This is a genomic window from Sorangium sp. So ce448, assembly GCF_051520915.1.
Taxonomy (GTDB): domain Bacteria; phylum Myxococcota_A; class Polyangia; order Polyangiales; family Polyangiaceae; genus Sorangium; species Sorangium cellulosum_B.
In genome coordinates this window covers 8,617,146-8,630,515 of sequence record NZ_CP150343.1, presented here as the reverse complement: position 1 = coordinate 8,630,515, position 13,370 = coordinate 8,617,146, and the positions used below count along the sequence as shown (strand labels likewise).

12 protein-coding genes are annotated in these 13,370 nt (G+C 73.3%); 8 read left to right on the top strand and 4 right to left on the bottom strand.

The features are described 5' to 3' along the window. From WMF45_RS32570 to WMF45_RS32560, 3 genes are read left to right on the top strand one after another with little or no spacing between them, the layout of a single operon-like run. Complete coding sequence (locus WMF45_RS32570) at positions 1–951, top strand: MbnP family copper-binding protein (protein ID WP_437708941.1); 951 nt, start codon at positions 1–3, stop codon at positions 949–951. A gap of 5 nt (positions 952–956) precedes the next feature. Then, entirely contained in the window at positions 957–2,231 is a 1,275-nt protein-coding gene (locus WMF45_RS32565; protein ID WP_437708939.1) for an MbnH family di-heme enzyme, read from the top strand. Further along, the gene (locus tag WMF45_RS32560; protein WP_437708937.1) at positions 2,228–2,923 is read left to right on the top strand and encodes a hypothetical protein; all 696 of its coding nucleotides are present in this window, start codon (positions 2,228–2,230) and stop codon (positions 2,921–2,923) included. Before WMF45_RS32565 ends, WMF45_RS32560 begins: the two co-directional genes overlap by 4 nt. Positions 2,924–2,994: 71 nt before the next feature. Here WMF45_RS32560 and WMF45_RS32555 read toward each other — a convergent pair whose 3' ends face one another. Next, entirely contained in the window at positions 2,995–3,966 is a 972-nt protein-coding gene (locus WMF45_RS32555) for a hypothetical protein (RefSeq protein ID WP_437708935.1), read from the bottom strand. 303 nt (positions 3,967–4,269) lie between these two features. Between WMF45_RS32555 and WMF45_RS32550 the strand changes: the two genes are divergently transcribed. Genes WMF45_RS32550 through WMF45_RS32530 form a run of 5 tightly spaced genes read left to right on the top strand, consistent with a single transcriptional unit; the run spans position 4,270 to position 9,111 of the window. Continuing rightward, positions 4,270–4,860, top strand: coding sequence for a hypothetical protein (locus tag WMF45_RS32550; protein WP_437708934.1), 591 nt, complete (start codon positions 4,270–4,272; stop codon positions 4,858–4,860). Between the two features lie 54 nt (positions 4,861–4,914). Further along, the gene (locus WMF45_RS32545) at positions 4,915–6,693 is read left to right on the top strand and encodes an OmpA family protein (RefSeq protein ID WP_437708933.1); all 1,779 of its coding nucleotides are present in this window, start codon (positions 4,915–4,917) and stop codon (positions 6,691–6,693) included. Positions 6,694–6,696: 3 nt separating this feature from the next. Further along, positions 6,697–7,218 (top strand): Rab family GTPase, encoded by a 522-nt coding sequence (locus tag WMF45_RS32540; protein ID WP_437708932.1) that lies wholly within the window; start codon positions 6,697–6,699, stop codon positions 7,216–7,218. Further along, positions 7,218–8,348 carry an ATP-binding protein gene (locus WMF45_RS32535; protein WP_437708931.1) on the top strand — a complete coding sequence of 377 codons (1,131 nt, stop codon included), beginning with the start codon at positions 7,218–7,220 and terminating at the stop codon, positions 8,346–8,348. Before WMF45_RS32540 ends, WMF45_RS32535 begins: the two co-directional genes overlap by 1 nt. 4 nt (positions 8,349–8,352) lie before the next feature. Further along, positions 8,353–9,111 (top strand): response regulator, encoded by a 759-nt coding sequence (locus tag WMF45_RS32530; protein WP_437708930.1) that lies wholly within the window; start codon positions 8,353–8,355, stop codon positions 9,109–9,111. A 54-nt stretch (positions 9,112–9,165) separates the two neighbouring features. On the opposite strand, the gene WMF45_RS32525 is transcribed toward WMF45_RS32530, so the two are convergent. The 3 genes from WMF45_RS32525 to WMF45_RS32515 all read right to left on the bottom strand — a co-directional run bounded on the left by WMF45_RS32525 (position 9,166) and on the right by WMF45_RS32515 (position 13,209). Further along, positions 9,166–9,945: a high-affinity nickel-transport family protein gene (locus tag WMF45_RS32525; protein ID WP_437708929.1), complete on the bottom strand. Its 780-nt coding sequence runs from the start codon at positions 9,943–9,945 to the stop codon at positions 9,166–9,168. A 143-nt stretch (positions 9,946–10,088) separates the two neighbouring features. Continuing rightward, positions 10,089–10,331 (bottom strand): hypothetical protein, encoded by a 243-nt coding sequence (locus tag WMF45_RS32520; RefSeq protein ID WP_231864310.1) that lies wholly within the window; start codon positions 10,329–10,331, stop codon positions 10,089–10,091. A 154-nt stretch (positions 10,332–10,485) separates the two neighbouring features. Further along, positions 10,486–13,209, bottom strand: coding sequence for a vWA domain-containing protein (locus tag WMF45_RS32515; RefSeq protein ID WP_437708928.1), 2,724 nt, complete (start codon positions 13,207–13,209; stop codon positions 10,486–10,488). Between the last annotated feature and the right edge of the window lie 161 nt (positions 13,210–13,370).

Sequence of the window (13,370 nt, the reverse complement as noted above, 5' to 3'; positions counted from 1 at the left end):
ATGGAATCCGGTCTTCGTGCATCACGGCTCTGGTTCCCGCTGGTCGGGGCGGTGCTCGCGCTCATGGCGTGCGGCGACGATGAGGGGGTGAACCCTATCGATGGCGCGTCGACCTCGACGGGCGTCGGTGGCGGCGGGGGGAGCGGCGGGGTTGGCGGTGGCGGCGGGGGGAGCGGCGGGGCTGAGACGATCGCTGTCGACCTGCAGTTCGAAGGCCGCGTCCGCGACGAGGTGTTCTCCTGCAGCGAGACGTACGCTGTCGGCAGCGCCTCGACGGACGTGGGGCTGAACGATTTCCGCCTCTACATCCACGACGTGCGCCTGCGCCGCGCGGACGGCGAGGAGGTGCCGCTCTCGCTCGAACAGGACGAGCTGTGGCAGTACCAGGACGTCGTGCTCCTCGATTTCGAGGACCGATCGGGCACCTGCGCCAACGGGACGCAGGAGACGAACGGCGTGGTGCGCGGGACCGTCCCGGTCGGGGACTACGACGGGCTGTCGTTCAAGCTGGGCGTGCCGTTCGACCTGAACCACGGAGACGCGTCGAGCGCGCCGTCGCCGCTCAACCTGACGGGGCTGTTCTGGAGCTGGAACGACGGGTACAAGTTCCTGCGCCTCGACAGCGTTTCCACGGCAGACGACAAGCCGTTCCTCGTGCACATCGGGAGCACTGGCTGCATGCCCGGCGCGGACGGCGGGGTGACCGCGTGCGATCGCCCCAACATCGCCGAGATCGTCTTCGAGGGCATCGACCCGCTCACGACGAAGGTGCTCGTCGACTATGCGGCGCTCGTCGCGGACAGCGACCTGTCGGCGAGCGCCGACGACATCCCCGGCTGTATGTCGGATCCGTCGGATTCCGAGTGTCTGCCGCTCTTCACCCATCTCGGCATCGACAGCGCCGACGGCTCGCCGCGCCCCGATCAGCAGTCGTTCTTCAGGATAGACTAGGCGCCATGGCGATGTTCGCTTCGATGACCGCTCTCCGCCGCTCGGCGATCTCCTCCGCCCTCGCCGCGCTCGCGGCCCTCTGCTGTGCCTGCGGCGACGACGATGGGCCACAAGGCCCGGGTGGATCGACGGGGGAGGGCGCCGGGGGCCAGGGCGGCGGCGGCCAGGGCGGCGGCGGCCAGGGCGGCGGTGGCGATGGGGGAGGCGGCGCGGCCGCCTATGCGTGGGGGCTGCCGACGGGCTTTCCGGTGCCCAAGGTCCCCGAGGACAACCCGATGTCGTCGGTGAAGGTCGAGCTCGGCAGGCGGCTGTTCTACGACGTGCGCCTGTCCGGCAACGGCACGTACTCGTGCGGCTCGTGCCATCGCCAGGAGCTCGCGTTCACCGACGGCCTCGCGAACGCCAGGGGCTCCACCGACCAGCTGCACTCGCGCAGCTCGATGAGCCTGGCCAACGTCGCTTACCTCACGACGCTGACCTGGGCGAATCCGCTCGTCGAAGCGCTCGAGGAGCAAGCGCTCCTCCCCATGTTCGGCGAGACGCCGGTCGAGCTCGGGCTCGCCGGCATGGAGGACGAGCTCCTGGAGCGGCTCCAGGGCGAGCCGCTCTACCAGGACCTCTTTCCCGAGGCGTTCCCCGGCGACGACGAGCCCATCCGCCTCGCGAACATCACGAAGGCGATCGCGGCGTTCGAGCGGTCGCTGCTCTCCTACCGCGCGCCCTACGACCGTTACCGATACGGCGGCGACCCCTCCGGGATGTCCGATGCGGCGCTGCGGGGAATGGATCTCTTCTTCTCCGAGAAGCTGGAGTGCTTCCATTGCCACGGCGGCTTCAACCTGTCGGACTCGGTGGAGCACGACGGCACCACCTTCACGGAGGTGATGTTCCACAACACGGGGCTCTACAACATCGACGGGAACGGCGCTTACCCGGAGGGCAACGGGGGAGTCTACGAGATCTCCCACAAAGAGGCGGACATGGGCCGGTTCCGCGCGCCCACGCTGCGGAACATCGCCGTCACGGCGCCGTACATGCATGACGGCAGCATCGAGACGCTCGAGGGGGTGCTCGACCATTACGCCGCCGGAGGGCGCACGATCGAGGATGGCCCCAACGCCGGTGTGGGCAGCGAGAACAAGTTCAAGAGCGAGCTCATCAGCGGGTTCGATCTCACAGAAGAGGAGAGAGCGGACGTGATCGCCTTCTTGCAAACCCTGACGGACGACGAGTTTCTGAAGGACCCGCGCTTCGCGGATCCCTGGGCGGAGGCGCCGTGAGCCGAAGGCCTTTCCTGAGCCGGGCGCTCCTCGTGCCCGCGCTGGCGGCGCTCGCGTCGGCCGCGATGTACACCGGGGCGTGTGGTCACAGCCACGACCACACGTCGAGCGGGGCGTCGTCCGACCCGAGCCTGGCTGACGTCATCTTCGAGGGCGGCGCGACCGACGAGGCCCTGGAGGCGCTGCTCGCCGTGGAGCCGAAGGACGAGCCCTCGCAGGGCACCGTGTTCGACGCGCCCGAGGAGGGCGCGATGCTCCCCGGCGACGCCGCGCCGGAGCTGACCTACCACGTCGCGGGGGCGGCGCAGCGGACGGCGCCCCGGGCCGCGCCGGAGCTGCGGCTGGCGGCCGCCACGGCGCCGGGCGTGCGGGAGCTCGCCGCGCCGGGGGCGTCGATCGTCGCGGAGCTCGGGGCGCTCCTTGGGCCGGCGCGCGCCGCCTGGGCTCACGGGACGCCCATCAACGGGCGCGCTTACTTCCTGGTCTTCACGACCGCGGAGCGCGAGCCGCTGCTCCGGGTGTTCACGACCAAGCTGAGCTACACGCCGGACGCGGCGGCCTGGGACAAGCTCCGCGCTGCCGGTGCGCCGATCACGGTCAGCGTGATCAGCGCGCTGTTCGAGAACAACCGCATCGTGCAGGGCGGCGGTCCCTTCACGGGCGCGCCGGTCACGTTCACCATCCTGCCCTGAGGCACCATCCTGCCCTGAGGCACCCTCCTGCCCTGAAGCCGCCGGGCGGCGCTCGGCGCGGCGGTGCCGGCTCAGGACGAGCGCGGGAAGATGAGCGTGTACGAGCCCGGCGCGGGGTTGAAGAGCACCGCCTTGTCCGGGTGCTCCTCCCTGTCGAAATGGGGATACCACGGGAGCGCCCGCCAGGACTCCGACTCCTTGATGAACTCGCGGACGATGAGATCGAGCTCCACGTATTTCCCGCCGGTGATCGCGGAGAGCTCCGGTCCGAAGCTCCAGCGCTCGCGACCAGGGCGCGGGGCGACGTCGTTGTGCAGCGCCCCGCCGTAGGCGATCACCACCTTTCCCGCGGCGTCCTCGCGGTTGAGCAGCGCCTTCACCTCGGCGGCCGTCAGGCGCGTGATCATCTCGAGCATGGCCGTCACCGCGTCCGGCCCCGCGCGTACGATGGCGTCGACCTCCTGGCAGGAGGGCGTGAGCTGGCGGGGCCGGATGCCGAGCCGCTTCGCCGCGTGGCCGAGCGCGAGGAACTCGTCCTGGTTCTGCGCCGCCTGGCCCTGCGTGACCGTCCGCTGCTCCGTCTCGACCCGCGCGACCTGCTCCTTCTTGCAGCGCGGGTCCACGGCCCAGAGCTCGATGATCAGATCGGAGGCGCGGCCGGCGAGCGCGGGCAGGAAGAGCTCCGTGAAGCGTCGGGTCGTCGAGGGGACGCCCTCCGAGCCCTGCTGTGCGTGCGCCTCGCCCACCGCGAGCACGCGCGGGCCGCTCTCCAGGACGTGGGCGAAGGCCTGGGCCGGCGTATCGAAGGCGAGGCAGCCCAGCGCGCCGCAGGGCGCCGGCGCAGGGGAGGCCGAGGCTGCGGGGGCGGCGGCCTGCGGGGCCGGCGGCTGCGGGGCGGCCGGGGGAGAGCTGGAACCCGAGGCGGCGGCGCTCGCGGAAGGAGCGCTCGCGGAAGGAGCGGTCGCAGAAGGAGCGCCGCCGGCCGGAGCGCCGCAGGCCGCGAGAAAGGCCGCGGCCACCAGGGAGGTTCGCGGAGTTCGCATGGCACCATCTTACCGGGCTCCGAGAGCTCCTGTTCAGCGCGGCGCCTCGGAGCGGCCGAGCGGTTCTCCGGCCGAGCCGCGGCCGCCCCCGCGACCATCCAAGGGCTACCCGTACCCGGGGTGCTGACCCATGTTGCGCAGCGCGTGACGTGCTGAGCGAGGGGCATCGTGTCCAGACGGAAGAGAAAACCTGGGGGAGCGAGCTCGGTGAGGCGTCGCGAGCGCGACGAAGCGATACGGGAGCGCGATGACGAGCGAGCTCGGCTGGCCGAGCGCGACACGCACGGAGAGGGGGCCTTGATCATGACCATGAGGGCGAGCGGGCGGGCGGAGCATGAAGCCACCGCAGGACACGCAGAGTCCGCGATCACCAACAGCCTGGAGCAGGTGCGCGACATCCTGTGCGGCGCCCAGTTCCGCGAGTTCGCTCGCCGGCTCTCGCACACCGACGCTCAGGTCGCCGCCCAGGCGGAGGAGCTGCGGAGTGAAGCGTGGCGGCGTCTGGACATGCTGGAGGCGCACATGCGCAGGGAGATCGAGGCGCTCGGCGCGTCGCTCGAGGCCCAGCGCGCGGCCGCCGACGGCGCGCTCGGCAGCGTCGCGCGCGAGTCGCGGGAGGCGATCGAGCTGGTCGCGCAGCGGGTCCAGCGGCTGGAGGAGCTCGTGGCGCGCACGCAGCGCGAGCTCCGGCAGCAGATGCTCGATCAGTCCAAAGCGTTCGTCGACGAGACGCGGCGTACGCGGAGCGAGCTGAGCGCGATGCTCGAGCGTGAGCTGGCCGCCGTGTGGGCCGACGGCGCCGACGCGACCGCGCCGGACGCGCCGGCGCGCGAGGCGGCCGCGGCGTCGGAGCGGTACCAGAAGACGGAGCGCCGCTCGGACGAGGCGGCGTGAGGCGGCCGCGCCGCTCCGCCCAGCGGAGCGGGCGCGGCGGTCCGGAGAAGTACGATGCGAGAGCCGAGAGCGCGCCGCGGGGCGCCTCCGCCGAGAAGGACGCTCGAAGACCTCCGCCCCCTGCTCGTGGGCCCTGAGCAGCATCGGATCCAGCGGATCGAGGAGCGGCTGGACCAGTCCATGGTCGAGATGGTCGCGGGGGCGCTGCCCGAGGCGGTGATCGAGAGCCGCAAGAAGGGGGAGGCGCTCTCGTGGGCGCTGGAGCCGCTCATCTCGAGCGCGATCCAGGAGCGCGTGCGCCAGGACCCGGGGGCGTTCGCGGACGCGATCTCCCCCGCCATGGGGCCGGCCATCCGCAAGGCCGTGCGCTGCGCTCTCCGGGCGATGATCCAGCGCCTCAACGAGGCGGCCGCCCTCGGCCTGTCCTGGCAGAGCGTGCGCTGGCGCGTCGAGGCGCGCCGCACGGGGCGTCCTTTCGCGGAGGTGGTGCTGCTCCGCTCGATGGTCTACCGGACCGAGCAGCTCTTCCTCGTCCACCGCGGGACGGGGCTCGTCCTCGAGCACCTCAGCGCCGACGAGATCCCCTACAGGGATCCCGATCAGGTCACGGCGATGCTCACCGCCATCGACGCGTTCGCCCACGACGCGTTCCGGACCGACGCGCGGCTGGAGCGCTTCCGCGTGGGCGATCTGACAGGGTGGGTCGAGCACGGCCCGTCGGCGCTCCTCGTGTCCATCGTTCGCGGCGTGGCGCCGCCCGCGTACGGGCTCGTCCTGTCCGAGACGCTGGAGCGCGTCCACCTCTCGTACGGCGGTGAGCTCGCCGGCTTCCGCGGCGATCGGACGCCGTTCTCGGGCGCCCGTGAGCTGCTCTCGCGCTGCCTCCAGCAGCAACGCCAGCCGGTCCCGCGCCGAGCTCGGGCCGTGCCGATAGCGGCCGCCCTGCTGGCCGCGGCCGTCGCGACCGCGCTCGTCTTCTCGGTGCGCGCCTCGCGGGAGGAACAGCGCCGCATCGACGGCTGGGGCGAGGCGCTGCGGCGCGAGCCCGGCCTGCTGGTCACCGCGGCGGAGCGGCGCGGCGGCCAGGCCGTGTTCACGGGCCTCCGCGATCCGCTCGCCGCGGACCCGAGGGCCGTGCTCGAGCGCGGCGGCCCCGTGCGCCAGGAGGTCATCCTGCGCTTCGAGCCCTTCTATTCGCTCGATCCGCAGATCGTCGAGCGCCGGGTGGGGCGCGCTCTGGAGCCGCCGCCCGGGGTCACCCTGGCGCTGCGCGGCGGCGCCGTCGTGGCCAGCGGGGTCGCGCCCGAGCGCTGGATCGAGCGCGCGCGCTGGTCGGCGGCGGTGCTCCCCGGCGTCTCGGGGTTCGACGGTGAGGGCCTGAGGGCGCAGGAGTCGATCGACCGCGCGCGCGCGGCGGCGCGATCCCTCGAGGCGATGGAGCTCTTCTTCCGCCGCGGCGCCGCGCGGCTCTCCGGCGAGCAGGCTGCACGTCTCGACGAGGTCGCGGCCGCTGCCGAGCGGCTGATCGCCCGCGGGCGCGAGGCCGGCATGACCGCCGAGATCCGCGAGATCGGCTATGCGGATCCCGTCGGATTGGAGGCGTCGAATCGAGCGCTCAGCCAGGCCCGCGCGGAGCACGTCGCGGCCGAGCTCGTTGCGCGGGGGATCCCGGCCGATCGCCTGCGGGCGAGCGGCGGGGGGACGCGGCGTGAGGTCGTGCCCCCGTCCTGCGCCGGGGGCGCGGCGCGGCCCGAGTGCCTCGCCAGCGCGCTCGAGCGCCGCGCGCGCAGCGTGATCTTCCTTGTGGACCTGCGCGCGGAGAGCAAGGACTGAGTCATGGCGGAGAAACGCAAGGTCTGCGTGCTGGGCGCGACGGGGGTCGGCAAGACAAGCCTCGTCGCCCGCTTCGTGCGCAGCATCTTCTCCGAGTCCTACCGGACGACCATCGGCGTGACGATCGAGACACGGCGCGTGAGGTGCGATGAAGGCGAGCTCGACCTCATCCTCTGGGACCTGAGCGGAGAGGACGAGTTCCAGGCCGTCCAGACATCGTACCTGCGCGGCTCCGCGGGCTGGCTCCTCGTCATCGACGGCACGCGGCGCCTCACGGCGGAGACCGGGCTCCACCTCTACACCGCTGCGCGGACGATCGTCGGAGAGGTCCCGGCCGTCGTCGTCCTGAACAAGGCCGATCTCACCGCGGCGTGGGACATCGACGACGCCACCGAGGCCAGGCTGAGGAGGGCGGGCCTCTGGATCACCAGGACGAGCGCCAAGACCGGCGCCGGGGTCGAAGGCGCGTTCAACTCGCTGGCGCGCGCCATGCTGGCGAGCGAAGCGCCTTCGTTGCGGGGTTGATGGACGTGGACACGTGGCTCCTCGCGGCGCTGGACAAGCTCGTCCTCGAGCGTTTGCGCGACGGGACCTTCGTCATCCGCGGCGAGCCGCCGCCGTGGTTCCGGAGGCTCGGGTTCGCGCCGCCGTGGCGCGACGCGCCGCTCCCGATCGATCGCGCGCTGCCCTTCCTGGAGGTGTTCCTCCCCGAGGCGGAGCGGGCCTGGTCCGTGGAAGGCGCGCCGGGCGTGCAATCCGACTTCTGGACGCAGATGATCGGCGACGAGGCGCTTCACCTCGAGGCGACGGCGCTCCGCGTGGGCTCGTCGCGGCTGCTCGTGATCACCCGGAACGACGCGCTGTTCCAGGAGCGCCGCCGCGTCCTCCAGCGGGCGCGCGAGCTTCGCCTCGTCCACGAGGCGCTGTCGCGCGAGGTCGAGCGGAAGGATGTCCTCGTCCACTGCATCGTTCACGACCTCTCCGGCCCGCTGAACAGCCTCCTCGGCGCGCTGTCCCTGCTGGGAGAGCAGCCGCTGCCGGAGAAGAGCGGCGCGCTCGCCGTGGTCGCGTTGAAGGCCGCCCTGCGGCAGCGCGAGCTGATCCGGGAGATCCTCGACGTGTTCACCGCCGAGGGCATGGCGTCCGACGCCTCCGGCGGCGACCTCGCCGCGGTTGTCGATGTGTGCGGCACCGTCGCTCGGGTCGTCGAGGCGCTCCTGCCCATGGCGCGCAGCCGGGGGGTGTGCCTGGAGGCGCCGCCGGAGATCGGCTGCGCGCGGCCGTGCACCGTCGTCGGTGAGGAGCGCAGGCTCGCGCGCGTGGTCTCCAACCTCGTCGAGAACGCTCTCCGGTTCACGCCTCCGCGCAGGTCGGTGCGCGTCGCCGTGCACGATGAGCCCCGGTGGGCTCGCGTGACGGTGGAGGACGATGGGCCTGGCGTCTCCCCTGCCGTCGCGCCGCGCCTGTTCCAGAAGTTCGCGCACGGCCACGACCCTGGCGCGGGCAGCGGCCTCGGGCTCTACGGCGCCCGGATCGCGGTGGAGCGGTGGGGCGGGGCGATCGGGTACGAGGCGCGGCCGGAAGGTGGGGCGAGGTTCTGGCTCCGGCTGCGGCGTGTCGGCGAGTCGGGTGGCGCCGAGGCGCAAGGGGGGTGATGCCATGGCCAAGCTCTTGCTGGTCGACGATGACTCGGGGACGCTCGCGTGGATGGCCGAGGCGCTGCAAGGCGCGGCGTACGACGTCCGGACCGTGCGCGGCGGGAGCGCGGCGCTGGAGCTCCTCCGGACGTGGACGCCGGATCTCGTCCTGGCGGACTTCCTGATGCCCGAGATGGATGGCTTCGCCTTCAACCGGCTTGTGCAGTCGCGCGAGCGGGTGCCCGTGATGCTCGTCTCCGTCGTGAACAAGCCGGCAGAGGCGATCCTGCGAGGGGTCGCCGGCTACGTGCGCAAGCCCGTCACCGCGGGGGAGCTCCGCGCCGCCGTCGAGCGCGTGCTCGGCGCCGTCGAGGGGGTAACCATCCTCGTCGTGGACGACGACGCGGACATCCGGGAGTGCTACCGGCTGATCCTCGAGCCGCGCTTCAGCGTGCTCGAGGCTGAGAACGGGCGCGACGCCCTGGAGCTGCTCGCGCGCGAGCCCGTCGCGCTGGCCATCGTGGACGTCCACATGCCCGTCATGAACGGGGTGGAGTTCATCCGCGCGATGCGCGACGACGCGAGGTTCTGCACGATCCCGGTCGTGGTGCAGACGAGCGACCGGGCCGCCGCGCGCGCGCCCGTCTGGACCGATCTGCACGTGGCGCAAACGATCCTGAAGGACGAGTTCCTCGACTGGCTCATGACCCAGATCGACGCGCACCTCGCGCCGGCGTCGCCGCGCGAGGCCGAGCGTGCCTGGTCGACCGCGAGCCGGTGAGCGCCGAGCGTCGCTCCTTCGACGCGCGCGCGATCGCGGCCCGCCCGGGCGCCGTCAGCCTGGCGTCCACTGCGGGGTCGCGGTGAACAGCCCGGATCCGAAGCTGATGTCGTAGGCCAGGAACAGGCCGAACCCCACGCTGAGGAGGCTGGCGACGGCGCCGAAGGCGTAGTGTATCCCGCTGGTGCGCGCGCGGGCGTAGGCGAACGGCAGCGCGAGCACCCCGGTGATGAGCGTCATCCCGGCGATCGTGCCCACGCCGAACAGCGCGATGTAGCCGATGCCCCACCGCGGGTCGCGCACCGTGGTGAGCACGAGGAGCGCCACCGCGGCCGAGCCCGCGAGGCCGTGGACCACGCCGATGAGCAGCGGCCGGAGGCTCGCATAGACGCGCGAACCGCCGAACACGCGGTCCGCCCAGCCGAGGTCGTGCCGGTGGCCGTCGTGGTCAGCAACATGCGCAACATGCGCACCAGGCGAAGCGTGCTTGACCGGAGCGACGTCGGGCGCCGGCGGCTCGCCCCGCCGGACCGCCCGGTAGAGCCGCGCCAGGTGGTACACCCCGAGGCCGATCAGCATCAGGGCGACCGAGAGCTCCATGGCCAGGCCGACGTGCGGCGGCACCACGAGCCCGAAGAGCACGATGGCACCGCCGATCACCATCAGCGTGAGTGTGTGGCCGACGCCCCACATCGCGCCGATCAGCAGCGCCGTCCCGAGGCTCCGCACCCGGCTCACGACGGTCGCCACCGCGATCACATGGTCCGCGTCGGTGGCGTGGCGCATCCCGAGAGAGAAGCCGAGGAGCAGCAGCGGAAACGCCGAGGCGAACATGTCCCTTCTCGTAGCACGGACGGCGCGCGTCGTGTCACGCTGTGCGCGGCCGCCTGCTCCCGCCTCCGGCCGGCTCGCTTTCACCCTGTCGCGGCGAGCCGTCGTCTGCGCGTGGGCGACGAGCGCTGTTTCAGCTCAGCATGTCAGTTCGCGCGGTCTCGACTGAGCGCGTCGATGGCCTGCTGCATCCAGACAGCGTCTTCTTCAGCCTGCTTCAGGCCGTGCATCATCTGCTGGCGCAGCACACCCGTGGTCTGACGGATACCCCGCCGAAAGACATCGGCCGCGCGCTCGTGGACGACCTTGAGCCACGGGGCGAGATCGCGTTTGTCAAGCGGCCCTGGTGCGTCCAGGACGGTGATGCAGGCATCGATGGCCTCGCGCATGGAACGGGACTCGAGCGCGTCGGCGAAAGCGGAGAACTGGAGCAGCGACTCTCGCAGCGCAGCGCGTCCGGTCGATGAGACTCTGTCTGTCATGGCCGCGCTCAGCCTACCACCTGGGCGACGCCTCCGCCCGTGCGCGCGCTGCGATTGCGCGTCAGCGCAGGCGGGATCGCCCCGCCGTCTCCAGCAACATCGCGAGCACGAGCGGATCGCCGAGGCCTTGCTCTGCGCCCATGTGCGCGCGGAGGCGCGACAGGCGCGTCGCGTCCTCCAGGAACAGCGGTTCGTTCAGCCGGGTCGCGGCCTCGTGCAGGATGCCCTCGCGCTCGGAGAGGAGCGCGGCGGCGCCGGCGCGATCGCCGCGCGCCACGCGGGCAGCGGCCTCCGCGAGCGACTCGCCCGCGGCGAAGCCCTGAAGCGTGCGCGTCATCGATGCGTCGACGGACGCCGCGCTGGCGGCGTCGCTGTCCGCATAGCGCACCTCGATGGGGATCTCCTCGATCACGTTCTTCTTGGAGAGCCGATCTTTGTACCTGAGCTCGACGGTCGCTACGGCTCGCTTCCCCGCGCCGGGGCCGGCGCTCAGCTTGAGCAGCAGCGCGTGCCGATCATCGCGGGCGAACACGGGCATGAAGAAGCGCATGCCGCCGTCGGCGTCGTCGCGTCGGTCGGCCGCGATCCGGTCCCGCGACTGGGCGGCGACGTCGGCCGCGATCTCCTGGGCGCGGACGCGGGAGGCCTCGGCGCCGTCCAGCCGGCGCGAACCGTAGGCGCGGAGCAGATCGACGCCCGCCTTCAGCCGTACGCGCACCTCGACCGCGGTCGCGACCGGGTCGAGGCGCTTGTCGAGCTCGGTCGACAGCGCGGGCGCGATCTGCTCCGGGTGGCGCAGGTAGTAGTAGCCGCCGGCCCCGTCGCTCGCGATCGAGCTCATGAGCTGGCCGTCGAAGTCGTCGCCGAGCCCGAGCGCGCTCGTCTGGATGCCGCGCTGGAAGGCGTCGAGGGCGAGCCACGCCAGGCGCTCGCTGTGGGTGAGGCCGCTCGTCGCCCGGCCGTCGGAGACGAGCAGCACCACGCGCACGGCGTCCTCGGGGATGCCCGGCCGGCTCGCCTGCGCGTAGCCCAGCGAGAGCCCCGCGCCGATGTTGGTGCCGCCGCCCTCGCGGAGCCCCTCGATGGCGCGGCGGATCGCCGCGCGGCGCGGGCCGACCGGGCCGTCCTCGATCACCACCTCGGCGTCGCTGGAGAAGGCGGTGAGCGAGAAGTCGTCGGCCGGCGCGAGCCGATCGACGAGCGCCTGCGCGGCGCGGCGGGCGCTGTCGATCGGCGCGCCGGCCATCGAGCCGCTCGTGTCGAGGACGAGGTGCACCGAGAGGTGCGGCCGCGCGGGCGCCGCCGCCGCCGCGGAGCGGAGCGCGAGGCGCAGGTGGAAGGCGCCGCCGCGCGGGCCGAGCGCGGCGCGCTCCAGGTCGGTGCGCAGGCCGAGCGCCTTGTCGGGGGCGAGCGGGACCTCCGGGGCGTAGCGGGCGCCGACGTCGCCGACGAGCTCGCGCTCCGCCGCGGGCACGACGCCGCGCGCGAGGGCGGCCTCGAACGCGGCGAGGTGGCCGCCCCCGGGCCGGTACGTGGTGGCGAAGCGGCCGTTCGGATCGAGGGCGACCTCGGGCTCCGGAGCGTAGGCGGCCGCGCTCCGCGCCGAGACCGGCGGCGAGGAGGCGCCGGCGCGCCCGTGGCCGCTCCCGAACCCCTGGCCCGACCCGGCGCCCGCGCCGTGCCCGATCGTCCCGATGGATCCGAGCCCGGACGCCGCGCGCTCGCCGGCGAGGCCCCCGTAACCGGCGAGGGGGAGGCCCGCGCCGCCTGCGGACGACGCGGCGCCGTCGAGCCCCCACGGCGCCGTGGGGGCGTTCGGATCGCCGCCGCCCCCGGCGTTGAGCAGCCCGATCATCCCGAACTCGGCCGAGTCGCGCAGCGCCTGCTGCCGCGCCACGTGCGGATCGGGGCTGTCGCTCGGGCCCTTGACCCCCCACCTGTTCCCCGTCGCGAGCGCGCGTGGCGTGGACGACGATGGGTGGCCCATCGACCCTTCCTCGCCCTTGGCTCGCGTCCCTGCGCCGCCCTCCTTCGCGTCGGCGGCGGGCTCGCCCTCGCGCTCGATCGCCGCGCGCAGCTCGCGCTCGTCCGCGGACGCGAGGTACTGCTGCACGAGCGCGATCCGATCCGCGCTCATGCCCGTGGACGGGTCGACGAGGGGCGGCGCCCAGCGAGCGAGGGCGCCGAGGAGCCCGAGGTGCAGGGCCGCGGAGACGGCGTGGAGGGCGAGGCTCTTCCGGCTCACGAGCGAGCGGCGCACGCGCTCGCCCGCGGCGACGTCCGCGTGGATCTGGATCCGCACGCCCGCGATCTCGACGTCCACGCGGCCCTGCGCGGGCAGGGGCACGAGCGTGGCCCCGGGGATCGCCGCGCGCGCCGCGCGCTCCACGCCGACATGCAGCTCCCGCGCCGCGGCCGCGGACAGCGGCGCGCCGCCGGGGGCGAGCGTGAGCGTCCCCGTCGCGGCGCCCGGCAGGACGAAGCCGACGCGCCCGGCGCCGTCGACCTCGAGGAGCGGCGCGCGGCGCGCGCCGAGCACGCGTCCCGGGAGGAAGCAGTCGCACGGGCGCCCGTCGTCGCGCCCCTCACCGACGTCGAACGCGCGCGGCGGCGTCAGGTGCTGGACGAAGAGCACGGTCGTGCCCCAGGAGATGACGATCTCCACGGAGCGCACCGGCCCTTCGGCCTCGCCGGTGCTCGCCGCGTCGGGCTGGCTCGCGGCGGTGAGGTTCGGATGGGTGGCGGCGCCGCCATCCCCGGCGTCCGTCGTGTTCGCGCTGGGCATAGATCTCCCCTGTGCGCCGCGCGGAGCGGCGCGCTCACGTCCTCTGGAACCGCGCGGAGGACGCGCGGATCCGCGTCCTTCAGGCGGGCGCTCGGCCGCGCTGGCCGGCTGTCCGTCGTGCCTGCGGAATGACAGCGGCGGCGCGGGGAGGTTCCGGGGGC

Excerpts from the sequence above, each read along its gene's own strand:
- WMF45_RS32570 (WP_437708941.1), top strand. The coding sequence starts at position 1 with ATGGAATCCGGTCTTCGTGCATCACGGCTCTGGTTCCCGCTGGTCGGG.
- WMF45_RS32565 (WP_437708939.1), top strand. The coding sequence starts at position 957 with ATGGCGATGTTCGCTTCGATGACCGCTCTCCGCCGCTCGGCGATCTCC.
- WMF45_RS32555 (WP_437708935.1), bottom strand. The coding sequence starts at position 3,966 with ATGCGAACTCCGCGAACCTCCCTGGTGGCCGCGGCCTTTCTCGCGGCC.
- WMF45_RS32550 (WP_437708934.1), top strand. The coding sequence starts at position 4,270 with ATGACCATGAGGGCGAGCGGGCGGGCGGAGCATGAAGCCACCGCAGGA.
- WMF45_RS32545 (WP_437708933.1), top strand. The coding sequence starts at position 4,915 with ATGCGAGAGCCGAGAGCGCGCCGCGGGGCGCCTCCGCCGAGAAGGACG.
- WMF45_RS32540 (WP_437708932.1), top strand. The coding sequence starts at position 6,697 with ATGGCGGAGAAACGCAAGGTCTGCGTGCTGGGCGCGACGGGGGTCGGC.
- WMF45_RS32535 (WP_437708931.1), top strand. The coding sequence starts at position 7,218 with ATGGACGTGGACACGTGGCTCCTCGCGGCGCTGGACAAGCTCGTCCTC.
- WMF45_RS32530 (WP_437708930.1), top strand. The coding sequence starts at position 8,353 with ATGGCCAAGCTCTTGCTGGTCGACGATGACTCGGGGACGCTCGCGTGG.
- WMF45_RS32525 (WP_437708929.1), bottom strand. The coding sequence starts at position 9,945 with ATGTTCGCCTCGGCGTTTCCGCTGCTGCTCCTCGGCTTCTCTCTCGGG.
- WMF45_RS32520 (WP_231864310.1), bottom strand. The coding sequence starts at position 10,331 with ATGCGCGAGGCCATCGATGCCTGCATCACCGTCCTGGACGCACCAGGG.
- WMF45_RS32515 (WP_437708928.1), bottom strand. The coding sequence starts at position 13,209 with ATGCCCAGCGCGAACACGACGGACGCCGGGGATGGCGGCGCCGCCACC.